Consider the following 21,039-nt stretch of genomic DNA (forward strand, 5'->3'; position numbering starts at 1 on the left):
GCAAATTGTGCGACTGCGAAACAAAAAAGTCGCATATTTTGCTATCGTCTGGCAGCAAACCGAGCGATTTCAGCCAGTTCGCTGGCGAGCAAAAGTTCCGCCGCCTGACTATTGGCAAGCAGGGCGCGGTGCAGTGCGGTGAGCCGAGGGATTAGTCGGTCGAGCCGAGTTTCGCGGGCACCGCGGGTGGCGGGCAGGGTCCAGCGTTCGAACTGCTGGGTGATCGCGCGCTCCTCGCGGAAGAAGATGCCGAGCTGCATCTTCTCGCCCTGGTTGAGGCTCGGAATACGGCCCGTGGTGCCGATCCGGGCGGCGATCTGCGCGAGCTGGGCCGCGCGCCGTTCCAGCGCCAGCGCGACGCCCACCGGGTTGAGCCCGAGCTCGCGCATCCGCCGGATCTCGCCTGCTATCCGGCCCAGCTCGCCGCCGAGCACGGCGTTGACCAGCGGGGCGAAACCGTCCTCCTCGGTGGCCGCGCCGATCGCGGCGTGATCCTCGGGCGTGGCGGGACGCGGGGCCTGCGGGTCGGCGCCGACATAGAGCGCCAGCTTGTCGACCTCGGACTGCGCCAGCCGCACATCGAGTCCCGCGGCGCGCGCGATGCGCTCGGCAAGGTCGCCCCCGAGCCTGAGGCCCGCGGCATCCGCCATGCCCCGCACCGCCTGGGCCACGTCCTTCAGCTCCGGCTGGTAGAACATGGCGACGAGCGCATCCTTGCGCTTTTCGAGCAGCTTGGCGGTACGCGACTTGTCGGTGGCGGAGGTGGCGACGACGATCACCGGTGCCGCCTCGCCCGCACCGGCCTCGGCGGTCTCGATCAGGTATTGCAGCGCGTCATGGGCATCGTCGCCGCTGGCGCGCACCCAGATGTGGCGGCTGCCCCCGAACAGCGAGGTCGAGCGCGCCTCGTCCCCGAGCCGCGCCGGATCGCCCTTGAGCTCGGCGCCGGTCATGTCGATCCGCTCGCCGGGGTCGGGCAGGGCGGCCGCGACACGGTTGGCCGCGGCGCTGGCGCCGGCCTCGTCCGGACCGCAGAAGAAGAAGATGCGCGCCTCGCGCACGGCGGGGGGGAGCCCGCGCAGGAAATCGCTGTTCTTGGCCTTCACGGCTGGCCGGCAGGGCGCGCCCGGAGGGTCAGCGCGATCTGCGTCGCCATCCGGTCGGCGACCTCGAGCGCGAGGTTCTCGAGCGCCTTCTGCTCGGCGGCGATGGTGGCATATTCGGATGAGACCACGTCGATCCCCGCGTCCGAGCCTGCGGTCGCATCGAGCAGCACCGATCCGGTGGCGAGGTCGACCAGCTGGTAGCGGGCGCGCAGGATGCGGCGTTCGCGGCTGATGGTGTCGTCGTTGAGCACACCCAAGGCTTCGAGCGAATCGTCGAGGCGCACGTCGAGCCGGTAGAGCGGCGCGGCTTCGCCCGCGACGCCGAGGCGGGCCTCGAGCGCGTTCTTGACCAGCCAGCCGCCGCGCCCCTGGATCGCCGGGATCTCGATCGCGGCAAGCCCCTGCGCGGTCGCGGCGCCGGTCCCGCCGGCATACATCGGCGAAAGGCCGCAGGCCGTGAGGGCCAGCGAGGCCGCCAGAGCAATGAGAATCCGCATCAGGTGACGATATTCACCAATCGGTCCGGCACGACAATGACCTTGCGCACCGCCGCGCCGTCGAGCGAGCGTTGCAGGTTGGGCGAGGCCAGCGCGAGCGCCTCCAGATCCTCCTTCGAGGCCCCCTTGGGCGCGGTGACGGTGTCGCGCAGCTTGCCCATGTGCTGGATCGCGATGGTGACCTCGTCATCGACGAGCAGGGCGGGATCGACCTCGGGCCAGGGCGCGTCGGCGATGAGGGTGGTGTTGCCCATCTTCGCCCAGGCCTCCTCGGCGAGGTGCGGCATCATGGGAGCTGCGAGGTGGACGAGCGCCTTGATCGCCGCCGAGCGGCTGGCCGAGGCCGCGGCCTTCTCGACTGCGCCGGTCAGTTCGTAGATGCGCGCCACGGCCTTGTTGAAGCCCAATGCCTCGATGTCGGCGGCGACGGCGGCGATGGTCTGGTGGGTCTTGCGGTCGAGGCTCTTGTCCTCGCCCTCTGCGGAAGCGTCATAGGCCGAGAACAGCCGCCACAGCCGCTGGACGAAGCGCGCGCAGCCCTCGATCCCCGCGTCGGACCACGGCAGATCGCGCTCGGGCGGGCTGTCCGAGAGCATGAACCAGCGCACCGCGTCCGCCCCGTGGCGGGCGATGATCGCGTCGGGGTCGACGACGTTCTTCTTCGACTTCGACATCTTGATGACGCGGCCGACCTCGACCGGCTGGCCGTCGGCCTTCAGGGTCGCCCCTTCCGACGTGCGCTCGACCTCCTCCGGGCCGAAGTAGATCGGCACGCCCCGGCTCTCGTCGATGCGGCTATAGGTCTCGTGCGTCACCATGCCCTGCGTGAAGAGCGCCGCAAACGGCTCCTTCACGTCGAGCTTGCCGATATGGGCGAGCGCGCGCGTCCAGAACCTCGCGTACAGGAGGTGCAGGATCGCGTGCTCGATGCCGCCGATATAGTGCTGCACCGGCATCCACTTGGCGACCTCCTCGGGGTCGAAGGGCTTGTCGGCGGGCTGGCTGGCGAAGCGCAGGAAATACCACGAGCTGTCGACGAAGGTGTCGAGCGTGTCGGTCTCGCGCAGGGCGGGCTTGCCGCTGATCGGGCAGGTGGTGTGTTTCCACGTCGGGTGGCGGTCGAGCGGGTTGCCGGGCTCGCTGAAGTCGATGTCCTCGGGCAGCACCACCGGCAGCTGGTCGCGGGGCACGGGGACGGGGCCGTGATCGGGGCTGTGAATGATCGGGATCGGCGTGCCCCAGTAACGCTGGCGCGAAACGCCCCAGTCGCGCAGGCGCCACACGGTCTTGCCGGTGCCCCAGCCTTCGGCCTCGGCGCGGGCGATGACGGCCTGCTTGGCGGCCTCGACGGTTATCCCGTCGAGGAAGCCGGAGTTGACGATCACCCCGTCCCCCGCCTCGGCCTCGCCCTTGAAGGGTTCGTCGGCCTTGGCCGGATCGCTGGCGACGACCCGCACGATGGGCAGGCCGTATTTCGTGGCGAATTCGAAGTCGCGCTGGTCATGCCCCGGCACGCCCATCACCGCGCCGGTGCCGTATTCCATCAGCACGAAGTTGGCGATGAACACCGGCAGATCCGCGCCCGTGAAGGGGTGCTTCGCGGTGATCGGCGTGCGGTAGCCCAGCTTTTCCGCCGTTTCGAGCGCTGCGGCCGTGGTCGCGCCCTTCTTGCACTTGTCGATGAACGAGGCGACCTGCGGGTCGCCCGCCAGGCCCTGCGCGATCGGGTGATCGGCAGCGATGGCGCAGAAACTCGCGCCGAAGATCGTGTCGGGGCGGGTCGAATAGACCGCCAGCTTGCCGCCGTCGGAAAGATCGAAGCTGAACTCCAGACCCTGCGACTTCCCGATCCAGTTCTCCTGCATCAGGCGGACCTTCTCGGGCCAGTCCTCGAGGCTGCCCAGCCCCTCCAGCAGATCATCGGCAAAGTCGGTGATCTTCAGGAACCACTGGTTGAGCTTGCGCTTCTCGACCTCCGCGCCGCTGCGCCAGCCCTTGCCGTCGATCACCTGCTCGTTGGCGAGCACGGTCATGTCGACCGGGTCCCAGTTGACGGTCGATTCCTTGCGATAGACCAGCCCCGCCTCGTAGAGGTCGAGGAACAGCGCCTGTTCGTGGCCGTAATATTCGGGATCGCAGGTGGCGAATTCGCGCGTCCAGTCGAGCGCGAAGCCGATGCGCTGCAATTGCGCCTTCATCTGCGCGATGTTCTGGCGGGTCCAGCCGCCCGGATGCACGCCCTTTTCCATCGCGGCGTTCTCGGCCGGCATCCCGAAGGCGTCCCAGCCCATCGGGTGCAGCACCTCGAACCCGCGCATCTTCTGGTAGCGCGCCAGCACGTCGCCCATCGTGTAGTTGCGCACATGGCCCATGTGGATGCGCCCCGAAGGATAGGGGAACATCTCGAGGATGTAGCTCTTGGGCTTGGGGCTGTCCGAATCGGCGGTGAAGGTGCCCGCCTCGGCCCAGGCTTGCTGCCAGCGTCCATCGGCGACGGCAGGGTCGAAACGGGTGTCCGTCATGTAAGTCGGTCCGGTGGGGCGGTGTTACGAGGCGAGCGCCTGGCGGCGCAGGTCGCGGGCCTTGGTGAGGATGATGTCCTCGAGCTTCTGCACCGTCGCCGCCTGCACCGGCGCCTCCGTCCAGGTGCCGTTCTCGTTAACCTGCCGGCTCGCCGCGACGCGCAGCGCATCGGCGCGCAGGTCCTGATCGAGGATGGTCACGGTCAGCTTCACCCGCTCGCCCGGGTTGGAGGGATTGGCGTACCAGTCGGTCACGATCACCCCGCCGGCGCTGTCGGCCTGGAGCAGCGGGGCGAAGGCCACCGTGTCGAGCGCGGCGCGCCAGAGATAGGCGTTGACCCCGATGGTGTTGAGCTGCGCCGCGGCAAGCTCGGTCCGCGGACGGTCGCCGCCGCCGCACGCCGCGAGTGCCAGCGTGGCAACGCCGAGCAGCGCGGTCCCGCAAAGGCGGGCGGCACGGATAGGGGCGGAAGGGGCGCGTGTCACAGCCGGTTCATCCTCATCATCTGTCGCAGGAAGCCTGTCATGCCCCTATAGCCGCCAGCAACCCGGCGGCAAGCTTCATCCGCGAGGTTTGCAGACGGGCACCCCCGGGCTTGAGCCTGCCGGGGCTTTACCGGGCCTGAATTGCCCGCGACTCGGGGCCTTATGTGTGCATGGTGCCACAGGTCCCCGGCGAATCCCGCATCCCTGCCGCAAGGTCGTTGCAAGCCCCGTGGGAGAACCTATCACAGACTTTCCACAGGCCCGCGACTCAGGCGCGGTTAAGCTTGTGCATGCTTTGGCAGACGGCCGATACGGCAGGACAGGACACAAAGACGGCAATGGCACGCAAAACGGACAGGATGGCGAAGGGGCAGCACACGCTGTCGCGTTCTGCCCTGCCCGCGCTGGCCCTCGCCGGGCTGGCCCTTGCAGTGCCGAGCGCGGGTCTGGCGCTGGCGGGCGAAGTCGCCCCGGCGCGCACCGCCGCGCTGACGGACATGGGCCTCGATGCGCTGACGATGTTCACCCCCGCGTCGGTCGATCCCGCGCTTGCGGCGCGCGTCGCCGGCAAGGCGCGGGCGCGCGGCGTGCCCTTCACCCCGGCGGCGGCCTCGCCCGTCACCGGCAAGCGCACCGTCACCGTCGCGGTACGGGTCGATGACGACACGGCGCGCGCGATCTCGGTACGCAAGGCGATCGAGGCGGCACCCGGCCGCGGGCTCGGCCTTGCCGGGATTGAGGCGAGCAAGTTCCAGCTCGGCGCGGCGCGCGGCTACCAGAGCTTCGCGCGCACGGTCGACCTGTCGTCGAAGGTGAGCGCGATGGCGATGCCCGATCTGGCGCAGTTCAAGCCCTCGACGCCGCAGGCCGCCGACAAGCCTTCGCGCCTCCAGCCGCGCATCGAGCTCGAGGATCGCGAGATCGCCGGCCGTTCGCCCAACACGCTGGATTCGGTCGCGCAGCAGACTGTCGGCGTCGGCGGCAGCTATCGCCTCTCGCCAAACCTCAACGTGATGGCCGGTGTGCGCTATTCGCAGGAGCGCGAGCGGCTCGATCCGCTGACCAATTCGGTCAAGGACAGCCAGGCCGTCTACGTCGGCACCCAGATCAAGTTCTGATCTGACGCACATTCCGGCAATCCGGCAGGCCTCCTGATCGTCAGGGCGCATCCGCCTGCCTTGGCGTGTCGCTTTCGGCATGGGCCCAAAGCATAGCTATTCGGACCTTCCCCTTCCGCTACGTCACCGCTAGGTTGCGGGTGTAAGCATCGCATATCGGGGAGAATTGTCATGGGCCGGGTAGCCATCGTCACCGGGGGAACGCGCGGGATCGGGGAGGCGATCTGCAAGCGGCTCCAGCGCCAGGGCCACACCGTCATCGCCAACTATGCCGGCAACGAGGAGAAGGCGAAGGCCTTCACCGAAGCGACCGGCATCCCCGCCTACAAGTGGGACGTGGGCGATCACGAGGCGACGCTGGCCGGCTGCGCGCAGGTCGAGGCGGATCACGGCCCGATCGACATCGTCGTCAACAACGCCGGCATCACCCGCGACGGCACGCTCCACAAGATGAGCTTCGAGGACTGGAACGATGTCATGCGCATCAACCTCGGCGGGTGCTTCAACATGGCCAAGGCGACCTTCCCCGGGATGCGCGAGCGCGGCTGGGGGCGGATCGTCAACATCGGTTCGATCAACGGGCAGGCGGGGCAATACGGCCAGGTCAATTACGCCGCCGCCAAGAGCGGCATCCACGGCTTCACCAAGGCGCTGGCGCAGGAAGGCGCGAAGTTCGGGGTGACGGTCAACGCGATCGCGCCGGGTTATATCGACACCGACATGGTCGCCGCCGTCCCCGCGCCGGTGCTCGAGAAGATCGTCGCCAAGATCCCCGTCGGCCGCCTCGGCATGGCCGAGGAGATCGCCCGCGGTGTGGCCTTCCTCACCAGCGAGAACGGCGGCTTCATGACCGGCTCGACCATGAGCATCAACGGCGGCCAGCATATGTACTGAGGCGGGCAGCCGCGCAGCGCCAGCCCGCCGGGCGGCCAGCGGGTCGGCGGCGCCAGCCCGCCGAACCCGTCTGACGCCAGCCTGCGGCTTTGCCGCAGGCAACGAGTGGTCCGGCTTGCGCCGGGGCAGGCAAGCACGGCGCCCATCGAGGGGATGGCGGCATCGCCCCCGTTGCGGCCTGGACCTGCCTTTCGGCTATCGACCCCGTTGCGGTCGGCCTACGGAGACCGCAATCTTAAACATCGGTAGCTCAGATTATGCCTGCGCAGCTATCCAGTCCTCGGTTTTCGCGCCCTCCTCGACGAGCCAAGCGCGGAAGCGCTTCACGTGCGGGGCGGCGCCGCTGCTGCATCTGACGCTGAGCGGAGTGCCACTTACGAGGCCCATGGATGCAGGCCAGGCGAGCGCCACGCTCCCTTTTTCCAGTGCCGGGGCTGCCAGCGCGACGCCGCAGAGCGTGAGCCCGGCATCCGCCGCCACCGCGTCGAGCGCCGCTACCGCCCGCTGAAACCGCATCCCGCGTTCCGGTGCCGAGCGGGGGATGCCATGCCGGCGCACCCAGTCCGGCCAGGAGAGCCCCGCCGGATCGTTGCGGTAGAGATCGCAATGCAGCAGCGGGAAGCCCTCGAGCCGGCTCGCAGGCTCGCAATCCGCCAGCCTCGCGATGTTGAGAGGCGAGGCGAGCGGCACGACCAGATCGCGGAACAGCGGCGCGACATCGGGGCCCTCGGCAAGCCCGAAGTCCAGCTCGACATCGACCCGTCCGAGCCGCAGCGGCGCGTCGCCCTCCCCGTTGATGCAGAAGCGGATGTTGCGATGCGCGGCCCGGAAGGAGGCGAGGCGCGGCATCAGCCACAGCTCGACCACGTCCGAAGGCGCAGCGATATGGATGTCCTGCCCGCGCTGTTCCTCCAGCGCCTCCATTGCCTGCTCGAGATCGGCGAAGGCGTGTGACAGTGCCGGCATCGCCTGATCAAGTGCGGGCGTGGGGCAGATCCCGCCACGCGTCCGCAGCAGCATCGGAACCCCCAGATAATCCTCAAGGGCCTTGACCCTTTGGCCGACCGCCGCGGGGGTGATCCCCAGTTCCTCGGCGGCCTTCACGAAGGACCCACAGCGCACCGCCATTTCCAGCGCTTGCAGCGATCGCAGATGAAAAGGCGCGGCCATGACCTCAGACTAAGCATGACCTTTAGCCAGCGCCAGAAGATTTGGTTTGTCGCGCGCCGCATTTGGCGCGACCTTGGCGGCACCGGAACAAGGGGGAGAACGGGGCCATGGGCCTGAAGCGATTTCTGATCGAGCGCGAGATTCCCGGCATCGGCGGAATGTCGATCGTCGAACTGTGCGGCGCGGCGAGGGCGTCCAATTCGGCGATCGTCCGGATCGGCGCTGGCATCCAGTGGCAGCACAGCTATGTCGCGGGCGACAAGACCTTCTGCATCTACCTCGCCGAGAGCGAGGAGGTGATCCGCGAGCACGCCGAGCTGTCCGGCTTCCCGGTCAACGCGGTCACCGAAATCGCGCAGGTCATCGATCCCACTACCGCCAACAACTGACCGCCTGCACAGGAGCGTCGCCCATGCCGATGTACATGGATATCCACAATGTCGACGGGGCGACTGCCGACGCCCTCGCCGCCGCCCACGAGGCGGACGAGAGCGTGCAGCACAAGCACGACGTGACTTGCCTCAAATATTGGTGGAACGAGGGGGCAGGCAAACTCTTCTGCCTGTTTGAGGCGCCCTCCGCCGAAGCCGCCAACGCCGTTCACCGTGAGGCACATGGGCTGCTTGCCGAGCAAATCATCGAGGTCGATCCGGTGCTCGCCGAAGGGTTCCTCGGGGGCGGTGCAGTCAACAATGCGGGTGCGGTGACGGTGCGTGGCGGCGATGTCTACGACACCGGGGTTCGCGGGGTGCTGTTCACCGACATTGTCGGCTCGACTGCGCTCAATCAGGAAATCGGCGACGATGCTGCGCTCGAACTGGTGGAGGCGCACGATGCTATCGTCCGCGGTTGCCTTGCCACATGGGGCGGGCGCGAGGTCAAGCATACAGGCGACGGCATCATGGCCTCTTTCATATCACCCGCTTCGGCGGTGCGCTGCGGGCGCGAGATCCAGCGCGCGCTTGTTGCACGGGCCGAAGAGCTGCCTGACGATCCGCTCGCAGTGCGGATCGGTGCGGCGGCCGGCGAGCCGGTCGAGCGGAATCAGGACCTGTTCGGATCGACCGTCCAGCTTGCTGCCCGCCTGTGTGCCCGCGCGGCGCCCGGCGAGGTGCTGGTCTCGGCGGTGCTCGCCGACTTGTGCATCGGCAAGGGCATGCGCTTCGACGACCTTGGCGAGGACGAACTCAAGGGCTTTCCCGATCCGGTGCGCATTCGGCGCGTGCGGCTCGACTAGCGGGAGGGTCTGAAGGCTTCCCACCCGCTTCCCGCCTTCGGCGCCGTCCAGTCCTGCCCCGAAAGCCGTCATCGGCGCTCAGTCGAAGGTGATCCCCGCGACTTTCCACGCGCCGTCCTCCCGCGCGAGCGAGAGGCTCTCGGTCTGGCTCGTGCCGTTCGCGTACGTCGAGCGGAACTTGACCAGCCGGTAGCCCGAGGGCGGGGCGGGCACCCATTCGTTGCCGACAAGGTCGCGGGTCAGCACCTTGCCGAGCGGCGGGCGGGCGCGTTCGGAGACTTCGCTCCACACCTCGAGCGTGTTGAGCCGGCGGAACTCCGCGCCCGTGGCGGCGTAGCTTTCGGCCCAGCGGCTCTCGTCGAGGAGCGCGAGGAACGCCTCGGCGGCGCGGGCGGCGCCGGCGGCCTCGTCCTCGGCGGCGAGGGTGGCCGCGGCGGTGGTCACCGCGGGGGCAGGGGCCAGCACCGAGAGCGGGGAGGCGGGCAGGAACAGGGCGGCAAGGATCAGCGACATGGCGGTTACTCCGGCAAGTGTGAGAGCAGGGCCTCGCCGTAGGCGAAAACCTGCCCGCCGCCGGGGGGCGGCTGCCGTCGTGTCTGGGGCCGCGACCCTGCCCGGCGCATCCCCCAAAGCCTTGTCCCCGAGGATTTCGGGGGTCTGTTCGCCCTCCTGTGCCAGCAGCAGCCTCGCGGCCTCGCGGCTGCTGGTGGTGCCGAGCTTGCGCCGCGCCTCGCGCAGGCGTTCGTTGACGGTGTGGACCGACAGGCCGAGCGCGCGCGCCGAGGACTTGGCGTCGTGCCCGCCCAGAAGCAGGCGCAGGGTCTGCTTCTCCTTGTCGGTGAGGGCGTCGATGCCGGTGGTCATGGCGCGGGTCTAGGGCGGGGCGCCGGAGCCGGCCACCCCGAATTTTTCGGGGGCACAGGCGGCGGGCTGCGGCAGAATCGACAAGCCAATGTCATCCGCCCCCGCTAGGCTGGCGGCCGAAGGAGACTCCGCATGGCCGACCGCATCCTCGTGTTCTACGGGTCCTACCGCAGCGACCGGCAGGGCATCCGGCTGGCCGACTGGTGCATGCGCCAGCTCAAGGCGCGCGGGGCCGATGTCGAGCTGATCGACGCGCAGGCGGTGGGCCTGCCGATGCTCGACCGGATGTACAAGGAATACCCCAAGGGCGAGGCCCCGGAGGCGCTGGAGACGCTCGCGGGCAAGATCCGCGCGGCGGACGCCTTCCTGTTCGTGGTCGGCGAGTACAACTGGAGCGTGCAGCCGGGCCTCAAGAACCTCACCGACCACTTCCTCGAGGAGTGGTTCTGGCGCCCCGCCGCGATCGCGTCCTATTCCGCCGGTCGCTTTGGCGGGGTGCGGGCGGCGCTGGCGTGGCGGGACATCCTCGGCGAGATGGGGATGGTGGTGGTCTCGAGCACCATCGCGGTCGGCCCGATGAAGGACACGATGGACGAGGCGGGCGAGCCGGTGGGCGAGGGCGGCAAGGCGCTGGAACGGCAGTTCCCTCGCTTTGCCGACGATCTCGCGTGGTGGACCGCCGCGGCGAAGGCGCAGCGGGAGCGGGCGAAGCCGCCCTACTGACGGCCGCGATCAGACCACCGCAGGCTGCATCATCCGCGCGCGCACCTGTGCGCGCAGCACCCAGATCAGCCAGGCGCAGGCCGTCACCATCGTCCCGATCCCGATCAGCCCGGCATCGAAGCTCCCGGTCGAATCTGCCAGCGCCCCCCAGGCGAAGGGCGAGACGAAGGCGCCGATCTGGGCCATGGTGTTGATCGCCGCGGCCCCCACTGCCAGCTCGCTCTGGGAAAGCGTCTCGGGCCAGGCCGAGGACAGCAGCATCGGCACGCTCGGCGCGGTGGCGGCGAAGGCGAGGAAGGCCAGCGCCACCACCGGCGGCGATCCCGACAGGGCGATCACGAAGAAGGCGGCGGCGATGATCGCCGCGCACCAGAAGGCGTAGAAGAACCGGTCGCTCCGGCGGTCCGCGACCTGGCCGAGCGCGAGCATCAGTATCACCCCGAGCACCCCGCCCGCGCTCACCATCCACCCCGCCGTCGCCTGCCCCATCCCCGCCGCCTCGGCGAGGATCATCGGCACCGAGAGGGTGAAGGTGATGTTCGCCCCGATCACCAGAAAGCCGATGGTGCCGTTCATCAGCACCCGGGGATGGCGCAGGACGGCAAGGATGCTGTGCCGGGCGGGCGCGCCGATCAGCCGCTGTTCGCGGGCGAGCTCCTCCTCGATCCAGTCGCGTTCGTCCGGGGTCAGCCAGGTCACGCTGGCGGGGCGGTCGGGCAGCCAGACGAACACCGCGATCCCCACCAGCACCGTCGGCAGCCCCTGCGCGAGGAACAGCCATTGCCAGCCCGCCAGCCCCGCCATCCCGTCGAGCGACAGCAGCCAGCCCGACACCGCGCCCATCAGCAGCGAGGCGAGCGGCACGGCGATATAGAAGCGGCTGACCGCGCGGCTGCGGTGGCAGGGGGGAAACCAGCTCGAGAAATAGTAGATGACCCCGGGGTAGAACCCCGCCTCGGCCACCCCCAGCAGGAAGCGCAGGATGTAGAACTGCGAGGGGGTCTCGACGAACATCATGCCCGCCGACAGCAGCCCCCATGTCACCATGATCCGCGCGATCCACTGGCGCGCCCCGAAGCGCACCAGCAGGAGGTTGGAGGGGATCTCGAACAGCGCATAGCCGAGGAAGAACAGCCCGCCGCCGAGGCCATAGACCGTCGCGCTGAAGCCGAGATCGGCGTTCATGTCGGTCGCCGCGAAGCTGACGTTGACCCGGTCGAGATAGGCGAAGAGGTAGGCGACGAGGATCAGCGGGATGATCCGCCACAAGGCCTTGCGCATCGCCGAAGCGCCGATGGCCGCCCGTTCCTCGTCCCCTGCCGCCATCGCTGTCCCCCGGGGCGGGAGACTAACCCATGTTAACCTGGTGCGCAATGAAGGGGAGCGGGCCACCCGCGGCGCCGGAAAGTGACGAAGGCTTAAGGGCTTGGGTGATATGCGAGCGGCAGTGAGCAATGTCCGCTATCAGCACGCGACAGCGGGCGGCAAATAAGGCAAGAGCCTCGTGAGCATTCCTGAACCGGCGAACCTGAGGCCCCATGATCTTGCCAAGGCAGAGATGGATGCATGGCGGGGGCGGTGCCTGAACATCTTCGCCCGCGCCGAGAAGGCGATCACTGAGACGCTGGCTCTGCTTCGCGAAACCGACCCTACGCTGCCATTCGAACCCCTCGCAGGTCAGCGCTTCAACACGCTGGACAAGATCGCACTGAGGTGCCCCGCTACAGGTGCGCAGCAGAAAGGCCTGCAAGATGCGCTGATAGCTTGGCGCGAGCTTGATGTCCTGCGCCCTTTCTTCTCCCATGGCATCGTCACCGAAATGATCGGGCGAACCGGGCAATGGCACATCCAACTCGATTTCATTGCGGTCAAGAAGGGGCAATGCCAGCCCCAAAGACTGAACTGGAGCAATGCGGAGGCGCTGGAATTCGAGGAGCGTCTCTATGGCACGTTCAAGCGGCTAACCAACCAACTCGGTCTGCTCCGCAAGCGCTCTGGATCCAACCAGAATTCGCTGGTCGCAACCGAACCAAAAAAGCCCGACCCCGGATCAAGTCCGGGGTGACGAAGGGAGGGCCCTCAGCCCTTCCCTTTCGCCACAGCCGCGTCCCATTCGTCCCACGCGATGCTGCGGCTCGGCCAGGCGAGGCGCTTTCCTACTTCGGCAGCGAGGGGGTAGACCGTGCGCGGCTCTTTCGCATCGTGATCCCCCGCTCTGCCATGCGCACACGGCCACGCGGCCAGAAAACGCCGCGCACAGTGTCAATTTCGCATTTTGCGATCAAAGCTATGAAATAGCAGAGGAAATCCTGTAGGATTGCGAAGTTTACAGTGTCAACTTTGTAAACTTCGCTCCCCGTACCTCACCCCCGATAGAGCCCGTCGATCCGCTCCTGATACCGCTCGCGGATCTTGTGGCGGCGGATCTTCATGCTCGGGGTCATTTCCTCGTTCTCGATGGTGAAAGCCTCGTCGGCGAAGGCGAACTGGCGGACCTTCTCGATCACCGACAGGTCCGCATTGGTCCGGTCGACCGCCGCGCGCACCGCGTTCCTGAAGGCGGGCAGGTCCTGCAGCGCCTTCATGTCGAACTTCTCGCCGTTGGCCCGCGCCCATTCGAGCGCCCATTCGGCATCGGGCACGATCAGCCCGACCACATAGGGGCGCTTGTCGCCGCTCACCATCGCCTGCGCGATCTCGGGCTGGAGCGTCAGCATCCCCTCGACCTTCTGCGGGGCGATGTTGTCGCCCTTGTCGTTGACGATCATGTCCTTCTTGCGGTCGGTGATGACGATCCGGCCCTTGGCGTCGAGGTGCCCGATGTCGCCGGTGTGGAGCCAGGGCAGGCCCGTCGGGTCGGCCGGATCGGCCTTCAGCGTGCGCGCGGTCTCGGCCTCGTTGCGCCAGTAGCCGTGCATGACGAGCTCGCCGCGCACGAGGATCTCCCCGTCCTCGGCGATCTTCACGTCGACGCCCCGGAGCGGCGGGCCGACGGTGTCCATCTTGAGCCCGACCTTGGGTCGGTTGCAGCTGATCACCGGCCCCGCTTCGGTCTGGCCGTAGCCCTGGAGCATGGTAAGGCCCATGGCGTCGAAGAAGTTGCCGACCTCGGGATTGAGCGGCGCCCCGCCCGACACCATCGCCTTGATCCGCCCGCCGAACTTCTGCCGGATCTTGGGCCGCAGGGTCTTCTCGACGAGGAAATCGAGCGGCCGGTCGCGCAGGCGCTTCTTGCCCTCCTTCGAGTGCTCGGCGATCTTCAACGCGCTATCCATCATGAAATTGGCGACTTTGCCCTGCTTTTCGACCTGCTTCATGATCCGGGTGCGCAGCACCTCGAACAGGCGCGGGACGACGACCATGATGGTCGGGCGGGTCTCCTCGATGTTGCTGGCGAGCTTCTCGAGGCCTTCGGAATAGAAGATCTCCGCCCCGACGCCGATGGGCAGGTATTGTCCGCCCGAATGTTCGTAGGCGTGGGAGAGCGGCAGGAAGGACAGGAAGCGTTCGTCCTTGATGCCGAAATCCTCGATCAGCACCTCGGCCGCGCCCGAGACGTTGCACAGGATCGCCCCGTGGTGCTGCATCACGCCGCGCGGGGCACCGCCGGTGCCGCTGGTGTAGATGAGGCAGGCGGTCTCCGAGCGTTCGATACGCCCGATCCGTTCGTCCACCGCGGCGCGGGCGGCGGCGGCATCGCCGGTCATGAGGGCGTCCCAGGCGTGATATTCGAAGCTGCCCGATTGCTGGCGCTTGAGGTTCTCGATGCCGATGACGTGCTCGACGAGGCCGGTCTGGCCGATCGCGCCGACCAGCGGGGCGAGCAGCTTCTCGTTGGAGACGAACACCGCCCGCGCGCCCGAATTGTCGAGGATGTGGGCGTGGTCGCGGCGGGTGTTGGTGGTGTAGGTCGGCACGGTGATGCACCCCGCCGCCATGATCGCGAGGTCCGCGATGCACCATTCGGGCCGGTTCTCGCTGACCAGCGCCACGCGGTCGCCGTCCTCCAGCCCCATGCGGCGCAGGCTTTCCGCGAGCAGGCAGACCTGCTCTGCGGCCGAGCGCCAGGACTGGGTCACCCATTGCCCGCCCGCCTTGTGGCCGAGGAAGGGCGCATCGCCCTTTTCATCGGCGCGCTTGAGGAACAGCTCGACGAGGTTCTGGGCGTTGTCGATGTCCTGCAACATCGGGTGATCCGCGGGGTTGGCGATCCTGCGGGCGGCGTGGGGCACGGTGGGGGAATGCACTGGCAAAGGCTCCTGATCCCTTCGAACTTATCCTTCGCAGGTTCAGGTGCGACCCGCGTGTGACGCGCAGATTAGAAGGTCAAATCCGTAGCGGCAAGCACCGGCAATGCGGCTGCCCACCGCGCCGGGAATCAGGGCGTCACCACGCTCACGAGGCGCGGCTCGGTCGCCACCTCCCAGGTGCCGTCGGCCCGTCGCCCGAGGGCGTTGGCCTTGATCGGCGCGGGGCCCACCCGGATGCCCTTGTGGCCGAGCGCCTCGAGGTCGCCCTTCATTGCCTCGAGCGCGCTGCCTTCCTCGATCAGCAGCATGTCGCCGAAGGACATGGCGAAGGGCAGGGCCAGCGCCTCCTGCGCCCGCAGTCCGAAATCGAGCACCCCGATGATGCCGCGCGCGACGGACACCGGGATCGTCGGCCCGCCCGCCGCCCCGATCACCAGCACGACCTTGCCATCGGCATCGTAGACGATGGTCGGCGCCATCGAGGAGCGCGGGCGCTTGCCGCCCTCGACCCGGTTGGCGACGGGCTTGCCGTCCGCGACCGGCGTCAGGGTGAAGTCGGTCAGCTCGTTGTTGAGATAGAAGCCGCGCCAGTGCAGCCCCGACCCGAAGGCGCCTTCGATGGTCGAGGTGTAGCTGACCGCATTGCCCGCCGCGTCGACGACGGAGAAGTGGGTGGTGCCGTTCTCCGGCTCCTCCGGCCCGTCGCCGCGTGCGAGCGGGGCGCCGGGGGGCACGCCCGCCTCGACCTTCGCGCGCCGCGCCGCCGGATCGATCAGCGCCGAGCGGGTGGCGAGGTAGCCCGGATCGACCAGCCCGGCGACAGGCACCTCGACGAAATCGGCATCGCCCGAATAGAGCTCGCGGTCGGCATAGGCGAGGCGCTGGCTCTCGATGAAGAGGTGCCAGAACCGGGGGCTGTCCGGTCCCAGCGCGGCAAGGTCGAAGCGTTCGAGCTGGCCGAGCATCTGCGCGACCGCGATCCCGCCCGAGGACGGCGGCCCCATCCCGCAGACCCGGTAGACGCGGTAACGGGCGCAGACCGGCGGACGTTCCTTCGCGGCATAGCCGGTGACGTCGGCGGCGGTCATCCGCCCGTCCTGCGGGGTGGCGGCGGCGACATGGGCGGCGAACGCTGCGGCCGGCGCGGGGCCGTAGAGCGCCTCGGGCCCCTTCGCGGCGAGGGCGCGGAAGGTCTCGGCCAGCAGCGGCACCTTGACGGTCGCCCCCACCGGGAGCGGCTCCCCGTCGGGGCCGAAGAACACGGCGCGCGCCTCGTCGGACTTGTCGGCGCGGCCCTTGTTGCCCTTGAGCGATTCGTGGAGGCGCGGGTTCATCACGAACCCCTTCTCGGCGAGCGCGATGGCGGGGGCGAACAGCTTCGCCCAGGGCAGCTTGCCGTGTGCGGCGTGGGCCTTCGCCGCGAGCGCGACATTGCCCGGCACCCCGACGCTGAGGCCCGAGAACACCCGCTGGTCGCGGCCGAGCACCTTTCCGGTCTCGTCGAGGAAGCGGGTGGGTGTAGCGGCGGCAGGGGCCGTCTCGCGGCCGTCATAGGTGACGAGCGCCCCCGTCTGCGCATCGGCGCGCACGAGGAAGCCGCCACCGCCGATGCCGGAGCTCTGCGGTTCGACCACGGTCAGCGCCAGCATCACCGCGATCGCGGCATCGACCGCCGAGCCGCCCTCGGCGAGGATCGTCTCGCCTGCCGCGGTGGCGCGGGGATCGGCGCTGCTGACGGCGCCGGTCCGGGCAGGGGCCGCGGCCGTCGCGGGCGTGGCGGTCTGGGTCGCGGCGCAGCCCGAAAGGGCAAGGGCCAGCGGGGCGATCAGAGCGGGAAGGAAGCGCATGGCCGAGGGTGCTATTCGCTTCCCACCGCTTCGGCAATGCTCGCAAAGCCGTCGCGCCGCATCAGCGCCTTGAGCCCGCGCGCGATCCGCGCGCCGAGGCCGGGGCCTTCATAGACCATCGCCGAATAGAGCTGCACGAGGCTTGCCCCGGCACGGATGCGCTCCCAGGCGTGCTCGGCGGTGGCAATGCCGCCGACGCCGACCAGCGGAATCGCGCCGCCTGTCGCCTTGCGGAAATCGCGCAACCGCTGGGTGGCAAGCGCGCGCAGCGGCGCGCCAGACAGGCCGCCGGTCTCCCCCGCATGGGCCGAACGCAGCGCGGGGCGCGAGATCGTGGTGTTCGACACGACCAGCGCGCCCAATCGCTTCTCGATGGCGATGCGGGCGATGGCGTCGATGTCTGCCGGTTCGAGATCCGGCGCGACCTTGAGGAAGATCGGCGGCGTGCCGCCCGCCGCGTCGCGCGCGGCGATCACGGCATCGAGCAGGCCGGTCAAGGCGCCCTCGTCCTGCAGCGCGCGCAGGCCCGGGGTGTTGGGGCTGGAGATATTGACGCACAGGTAGCTGGCGACGGGGGTCATGTGGCTGGCCATCACCGCATAGTCGGCGATCCGATCGGCCGAATCCTTGTTCGCGCCGATGTTCACCCCGACGATGCCGGGGCGTCCGGACCGTGCCCTCAGCCGGGCGAGCGCCGCCTCGGCCCCGCCGTTGTTGAACCCCATGCGGTTGATGACGGCATCATCCTCGACCAGCCGGAACAGGCGCGGTTTCGGATTGCCTGCCTGCGGGAGCGGCGTGATCGAGCCCACTTCGGCAAAGCCGAAGCCGAGCCCCAGCAGCGCGTCGGGCACTTCGGCATCCTTGTCGAACCCGGCGGCAACACCGACCGGATTGGGGAAGGCGAGCCCGGCCACGTCGACTGCCAGCGGCCCGGCCGAGGCGGGCGCGCGCTGCGGCAGCGCGGCCAGCGCGCGGATCGCCAGCCGGTGTCCGATTTCGGAATCGAGCGCGAAAATCGCGGGTCTGATCAAGCGGAACAGCATCGTTCCTGCGCCTATGCGAGAGCGCCCTCCGTGTCGAGCGCTGGCGCCGCGCGGGGCCCCTGCGGAGTTGTCGCTTGCATACAATCCTGCCTGCGAATCCAAGGCTATTGCCCCTCTTGCGACCCGAAGGGCTCGGAGCAGCATTGCAAAGAGTTCCTCAACTTAATGGGCGGCGTCCCCAAGGGCCGCCGCCCTTTTTTGCGTCTGCCCCGCTGCGGACACGCATCACACCCCCCTCGACAAACACGGACAAGTTGCGCATTGAGACCGAAACGGTGCGGTTTCGCGCTGTGGGTCGCACCAAACCAGAACAGGGGGCCCCGAAGACCCGGGGAGAGGTTTGTTGCAGTTCGATGCGAGGATGATGCTACCCTCGGCCGACCGCGCCGAGTTCGTCCACACCTACTACATCATCGAAACCGGGAGCGAACCGGTCACCGAATCGATTCCGGCCTATTCGGCGCAGCTGATCGTCATGGTGCGCGGGCAGCTGACCTTCACCTTTGCCGACGGGCACAGTGCGCCCGCCTCCGGCGTCTTCATCAAGGCGCCGCAACTCAGGGCCGCGCAATGCGTGCTGGAGGGGCCGCTGCTGGAGATCGGCGCCTCGCTCACCCATGCCGCGTGGCAAAGGCTGGCGAACCTCCCCGCCGACACGGTGCACGACCGGCTGATCCCCGCCGCCGTGATCCTTTCGCCGGAGCAGCTCGGGCGGCTCGAGGCCGCCGCCGAGGCGTGCCGGGCGGGGCGCATCACCCCCGAGGATGTTTGCACCGCCATGGGCGACGTGATCGCCGCAGCCCCCTTCGCCCTCAGCGAGGACCACGCCGCCGTGGTGGGCGCGATCCAGCGCTGGCTGGCGAGCGGCTTCGATCCCGCGCTCGCCGATCTCTATGCGAGCGTCGATGTCTCGGAGCGGCAGGTGCAGCGCATCTGCCGGCGCTTTTTCGGCGTGCCGCCCGCGCAGGTGCTCAAACGGTTCCGTGCGCTCCGGGCGGCGATGGTGCTCTCGCAGCCGGGCCTCAGCCAGGAGCTGCACGACGAGTTGATGGCGACCTATTTCGATCAGGCGCACCTCATCCACGACATCCGGCGCTACACCGGACGCACGCCCACCCAGCTGCGCCAGCGCAGCCTGATGACCGGCCTGCTTCAGCCGGCAGGCCACGGGGCCGCGGGTGCCGTGCTGACCCCGCCGACCGGCTAGGCCGCGCGCCGCAGCCGGTTTGGCGGTTGTAATGCGAGCGCATTGCTCCTAATTGCAATTCGGACTGATTCCGTCCGAATTGAGAACCGCTCGCAATGCGTCTGTCGAACCTTGCCGATTATGCCGTCATCACGATGTGCCAGGCCGCGCTCCATTGCGGCAACGGCCGGGTGAGTGCGGCGGAGCTTGCGACCGAGACCGGCCTGCCGGTGCCGACGGTGCAGAAGCTGGTCTCCAAGCTCACCGCCGCGGGCCTGCTGCGCTCCGTGCGCGGCGCCCACGGGGGCCTCCAGCTCGGGCGTCCGGCGGCGGCGATCACGGTGGCCGACATCGTCGAGGCGATCGAGGGCCGCATCGCGCTCACCGCCTGCATCGACCACGCGCCGTGCGATTTCGAGAGCGGGTGCAACATGAAGCCGCACTGGCCGATCATCAACAACGCGCTGCGCGGGGCGCTGGCGGGGATCACGCTGGCCCAGCTGCGCGGCCCTGTCGCATCTGCGACGACCCCCGAGGACCATCTGGCATGAGCGAAGACATCGACATTCAGGACAGGGAAGCGCGCGAGGCCGCCGCCAAGGTCGCCGATTACGAGCATGGCTGGTCGGCCGAGATCGACACCGAGTTCGCGCCCAAGGGCCTGAACGAGGACACCGTCCGTTTCATCAGCGCCAAGAAGAACGAGCCCGAATGGATGCTCGAATGGCGCCTCAAGGCCTTCCGCCTGTGGCAGACCATGGAGGAGCCCGACTGGGCGAAGATCGGCTACCCGCCGATCGACTACCAGGACGCCTATTACTACGCCGCGCCCAAGAAGAAGGCGACCATCGCCTCGCTCGACGAGCTCGATCCGGAGATCAAGGCGGTCTACGACAAGCTCGGCATCCCCGTGGCGGAGCAGGAAGTGCTCGCGGGCGTCGAGGGCGCGCGCAAGGTCGCGGTGGACGCGGTGTTCGACAGCGTCAGCGTCGCCACCACCTTCCGCGAGGAGCTGAAGCGCGCGGGCGTGATCTTCCTCTCGATCTCCGAGGCGATCCGCGAATATCCCGAGCTGGTGAAGCAGTGGCTCGGCCGCGTCGTGCCGGTGCGCGACAATTACTTCGCGGCGCTCAATTGCGCGGTCTTCTCCGACGGCACCTTCGTCTACGTCCCCGAAGGCGTGCGCTGCCCGATGGAGCTTTCGACCTATTTCCGAATCAACGCCGAGAACACCGGCCAGTTCGAACGCACCCTGATCATCGCCGACAAGGGCGCCTATGTCAGCTACCTCGAAGGCTGCACCGCCCCGATGCGCGACGAGAACCAGCTGCACGCCGCGGTGGTGGAACTGGTCGCTCTCGACGATGCCGAGATCAAGTATTCGACCGTGCAGAACTGGTACCCCGGCAACGCCGAGGGCAAGGGCGGGATCTACAACTTCGTCACCAAGCGCGCGCTGTGCCAGGGCGACCGGAGCAAGGTCTCGTGGACGCAGGTCGAGACCGGCTCGGCGGTGACGTGGAAGTATCCCTCCTGCGTGCTCAACGGCGAGGATTCGGTCGGCGAGTTCTACTCGGTCGCGGTCACCAACAATTACCAGCAGGCCGATACCGGCACCAAGATGATCCACAACGGCAAGAACAGCCGCTCGACGATCATCTCCAAGGGCATTTCGGCGGGCAAGTCGAACAACACCTATCGCGGCCTCGTCCGCGTCGGCCCGACCGCGAGCGGCGTGCGCAACTTCACTCAGTGCGACAGCCTCCTGCTCGGCGACCAGTGCGGCGCGCACACCGTGCCCTATATCGAGGTGAAGAACCCCACCGCCCAGATCGAACACGAGGCGACCACCAGCAAGATCAGCGACGAGCAGTTGTTCTACGCGATGCAGCGCGGCCTCGGCGAAGAGGAGGCCGTGGCGCTGATCGTCAACGGCTTTGCCAAGGACGTGCTGAAAGAGCTTCCGATGGAGTTTGCGGTCGAGGCGCAGAAGCTGCTGGCGATTTCGCTCGAGGGGAGCGTGGGGTGATGAAGCTGATAGCGGTGCACCCAGAAATGCTTGACGAGGTGGGAGCCTGGTTGGGTGAGCAGGA

General features: G+C 68.3%; 19 protein-coding genes. 9 read left to right on the forward strand and 10 right to left on the reverse strand.

The window, feature by feature from the left end:
• Window positions 1-41: 41 nt before the first annotated feature.
• Genes holA through CBR61_RS03325 form a run of 4 tightly spaced genes read right to left on the reverse strand, consistent with a single transcriptional unit; the run spans window position 42 to window position 4,611 of the window.
• Window positions 42-1,106 (reverse strand): DNA polymerase III subunit delta, encoded by a 1,065-nt coding sequence (holA, locus tag CBR61_RS03310; RefSeq protein ID WP_172835910.1) that lies wholly within the window; start codon window positions 1,104-1,106, stop codon window positions 42-44.
• The gene (lptE, locus tag CBR61_RS03315; RefSeq protein ID WP_088913081.1) at window positions 1,103-1,603 is read right to left on the reverse strand and encodes an LPS assembly lipoprotein LptE; all 501 of its coding nucleotides are present in this window, start codon (window positions 1,601-1,603) and stop codon (window positions 1,103-1,105) included. Before lptE ends, holA begins: the two co-directional genes overlap by 4 nt.
• Window positions 1,603-4,125: a leucine--tRNA ligase gene (leuS, locus tag CBR61_RS03320; protein WP_088913082.1), complete on the reverse strand. Its 2,523-nt coding sequence runs from the start codon at window positions 4,123-4,125 to the stop codon at window positions 1,603-1,605. The genes lptE and leuS overlap by 1 nt, the downstream gene beginning before the upstream one ends.
• A 24-nt stretch (window positions 4,126-4,149) precedes the next feature.
• Complete coding sequence (locus tag CBR61_RS03325) at window positions 4,150-4,611, reverse strand: DUF3576 domain-containing protein (protein ID WP_420705679.1); 462 nt, start codon at window positions 4,609-4,611, stop codon at window positions 4,150-4,152.
• Between the two features lie 338 nt (window positions 4,612-4,949).
• Between CBR61_RS03325 and CBR61_RS03330 the strand changes: the two genes are divergently transcribed.
• Together CBR61_RS03330 and phbB are read left to right on the forward strand one after the other, a co-directional pair.
• On the forward strand, window positions 4,950-5,729 hold the full coding sequence (locus tag CBR61_RS03330; RefSeq protein ID WP_233996830.1) for a hypothetical protein: 780 nt from the start codon (window positions 4,950-4,952) through the stop codon (window positions 5,727-5,729).
• Between the two features lie 171 nt (window positions 5,730-5,900).
• Window positions 5,901-6,623 (forward strand): acetoacetyl-CoA reductase, encoded by a 723-nt coding sequence (gene phbB / locus CBR61_RS03335; RefSeq protein ID WP_088913084.1) that lies wholly within the window; start codon window positions 5,901-5,903, stop codon window positions 6,621-6,623.
• A gap of 255 nt (window positions 6,624-6,878) precedes the next feature.
• On the opposite strand, the gene CBR61_RS03340 is transcribed toward phbB, so the two are convergent.
• A complete protein-coding gene (locus tag CBR61_RS03340; RefSeq protein WP_088913085.1) occupies window positions 6,879-7,793 on the reverse strand; it encodes a LysR family transcriptional regulator in 915 nt (304 codons plus the stop codon).
• Between the two features lie 107 nt (window positions 7,794-7,900).
• Between CBR61_RS03340 and CBR61_RS03345 the strand changes: the two genes are divergently transcribed.
• Both CBR61_RS03345 and CBR61_RS03350 read left to right on the forward strand, forming a co-directional pair.
• Complete coding sequence (locus tag CBR61_RS03345) at window positions 7,901-8,182, forward strand: DUF4242 domain-containing protein (RefSeq protein WP_088913086.1); 282 nt, start codon at window positions 7,901-7,903, stop codon at window positions 8,180-8,182.
• A 23-nt stretch (window positions 8,183-8,205) separates the two neighbouring features.
• Complete coding sequence (locus CBR61_RS03350) at window positions 8,206-9,030, forward strand: nickel-binding protein (RefSeq protein WP_088913087.1); 825 nt, start codon at window positions 8,206-8,208, stop codon at window positions 9,028-9,030.
• 78 nt (window positions 9,031-9,108) lie between these two features.
• On the opposite strand, the gene CBR61_RS03355 is transcribed toward CBR61_RS03350, so the two are convergent.
• Window positions 9,109-9,894, reverse strand: a complete 786-nt coding sequence (locus CBR61_RS03355) for a helix-turn-helix domain-containing protein (RefSeq protein WP_088913088.1) — start codon at window positions 9,892-9,894, stop codon at window positions 9,109-9,111.
• A gap of 132 nt (window positions 9,895-10,026) precedes the next feature.
• On the opposite strand from CBR61_RS03355, the gene CBR61_RS03360 reads away from it, so the two are divergent.
• A complete protein-coding gene (locus tag CBR61_RS03360) occupies window positions 10,027-10,617 on the forward strand; it encodes an NADPH-dependent FMN reductase (RefSeq protein WP_088913089.1) in 591 nt (196 codons plus the stop codon).
• A 9-nt stretch (window positions 10,618-10,626) separates the two neighbouring features.
• On the opposite strand, the gene CBR61_RS03365 is transcribed toward CBR61_RS03360, so the two are convergent.
• Window positions 10,627-11,943 carry an MFS transporter gene (locus tag CBR61_RS03365; RefSeq protein ID WP_088913090.1) on the reverse strand — a complete coding sequence of 439 codons (1,317 nt, stop codon included), beginning with the start codon at window positions 11,941-11,943 and terminating at the stop codon, window positions 10,627-10,629.
• Window positions 11,944-12,121: 178 nt separating this feature from the next.
• Here CBR61_RS03365 and CBR61_RS03370 point away from each other — a divergent pair, with 178 nt between their 5' ends.
• Window positions 12,122-12,682 carry a hypothetical protein gene (locus CBR61_RS03370; RefSeq protein WP_157696478.1) on the forward strand — a complete coding sequence of 187 codons (561 nt, stop codon included), beginning with the start codon at window positions 12,122-12,124 and terminating at the stop codon, window positions 12,680-12,682.
• A 298-nt stretch (window positions 12,683-12,980) separates the two neighbouring features.
• Here the strand turns inward: CBR61_RS03370 and CBR61_RS03375 are convergent, their stop codons facing one another.
• From CBR61_RS03375 to CBR61_RS03385, 3 genes are all read right to left on the reverse strand, one after another.
• A complete protein-coding gene (locus tag CBR61_RS03375) occupies window positions 12,981-14,804 on the reverse strand; it encodes an AMP-dependent synthetase/ligase (protein ID WP_088915428.1) in 1,824 nt (607 codons plus the stop codon).
• Between the two features lie 191 nt (window positions 14,805-14,995).
• A complete protein-coding gene (ggt, locus tag CBR61_RS03380; protein ID WP_088913092.1) occupies window positions 14,996-16,714 on the reverse strand; it encodes a gamma-glutamyltransferase in 1,719 nt (572 codons plus the stop codon).
• Window positions 16,715-16,725: 11 nt separating this feature from the next.
• Window positions 16,726-17,760 carry a quinone-dependent dihydroorotate dehydrogenase gene (locus CBR61_RS03385; protein WP_088913093.1) on the reverse strand — a complete coding sequence of 345 codons (1,035 nt, stop codon included), beginning with the start codon at window positions 17,758-17,760 and terminating at the stop codon, window positions 16,726-16,728.
• A 343-nt stretch (window positions 17,761-18,103) separates the two neighbouring features.
• On the opposite strand from CBR61_RS03385, the gene CBR61_RS03390 reads away from it, so the two are divergent.
• From CBR61_RS03390 to sufB, 3 genes are all read left to right on the forward strand, one after another.
• Complete coding sequence (locus CBR61_RS03390) at window positions 18,104-18,967, forward strand: AraC family transcriptional regulator (protein WP_157696479.1); 864 nt, start codon at window positions 18,104-18,106, stop codon at window positions 18,965-18,967.
• A gap of 95 nt (window positions 18,968-19,062) precedes the next feature.
• Window positions 19,063-19,497, forward strand: coding sequence for an SUF system Fe-S cluster assembly regulator (locus CBR61_RS03395; protein ID WP_088913095.1), 435 nt, complete (start codon window positions 19,063-19,065; stop codon window positions 19,495-19,497).
• A complete protein-coding gene (sufB, locus tag CBR61_RS03400; RefSeq protein ID WP_088913096.1) occupies window positions 19,494-20,975 on the forward strand; it encodes a Fe-S cluster assembly protein SufB in 1,482 nt (493 codons plus the stop codon). The genes CBR61_RS03395 and sufB overlap by 4 nt, the downstream gene beginning before the upstream one ends.
• Window positions 20,976-21,039: the final 64 nt, after the last annotated feature.

The organism is Porphyrobacter sp. CACIAM 03H1, assembly GCF_002215495.1.
Lineage (GTDB): Bacteria > Pseudomonadota > Alphaproteobacteria > Sphingomonadales > Sphingomonadaceae > Erythrobacter.

Bases quoted from the DNA above. Each gene is read 5' to 3' on its own strand.
- CBR61_RS03360 (WP_088913089.1), top strand. From the start codon at position 10,027: ATGGCCGACCGCATCCTCGTGTTCTACGGGTCCTACCGCAGCGACCGG.
- ggt (WP_088913092.1), bottom strand. From the start codon at position 16,714: ATGCGCTTCCTTCCCGCTCTGATCGCCCCGCTGGCCCTTGCCCTTTCG.
- CBR61_RS03330 (WP_233996830.1), top strand. From the start codon at position 4,950: ATGGCACGCAAAACGGACAGGATGGCGAAGGGGCAGCACACGCTGTCG.
- CBR61_RS03365 (WP_088913090.1), bottom strand. From the start codon at position 11,943: ATGGCGGCAGGGGACGAGGAACGGGCGGCCATCGGCGCTTCGGCGATG.
- leuS (WP_088913082.1), bottom strand. From the start codon at position 4,125: ATGACGGACACCCGTTTCGACCCTGCCGTCGCCGATGGACGCTGGCAG.
- CBR61_RS03385 (WP_088913093.1), bottom strand. From the start codon at position 17,760: ATGCTGTTCCGCTTGATCAGACCCGCGATTTTCGCGCTCGATTCCGAA.
- CBR61_RS03345 (WP_088913086.1), top strand. From the start codon at position 7,901: ATGGGCCTGAAGCGATTTCTGATCGAGCGCGAGATTCCCGGCATCGGC.
- CBR61_RS03355 (WP_088913088.1), bottom strand. From the start codon at position 9,894: ATGACCACCGGCATCGACGCCCTCACCGACAAGGAGAAGCAGACCCTG.
- lptE (WP_088913081.1), bottom strand. From the start codon at position 1,603: ATGCGGATTCTCATTGCTCTGGCGGCCTCGCTGGCCCTCACGGCCTGC.
- phbB (WP_088913084.1), top strand. From the start codon at position 5,901: ATGGGCCGGGTAGCCATCGTCACCGGGGGAACGCGCGGGATCGGGGAG.
- CBR61_RS03350 (WP_088913087.1), top strand. From the start codon at position 8,206: ATGCCGATGTACATGGATATCCACAATGTCGACGGGGCGACTGCCGAC.
- CBR61_RS03340 (WP_088913085.1), bottom strand. From the start codon at position 7,793: ATGGCCGCGCCTTTTCATCTGCGATCGCTGCAAGCGCTGGAAATGGCG.
- CBR61_RS03375 (WP_088915428.1), bottom strand. From the start codon at position 14,804: ATGTTGCAGGACATCGACAACGCCCAGAACCTCGTCGAGCTGTTCCTC.
- sufB (WP_088913096.1), top strand. From the start codon at position 19,494: ATGAGCGAAGACATCGACATTCAGGACAGGGAAGCGCGCGAGGCCGCC.
- CBR61_RS03395 (WP_088913095.1), top strand. From the start codon at position 19,063: ATGCGTCTGTCGAACCTTGCCGATTATGCCGTCATCACGATGTGCCAG.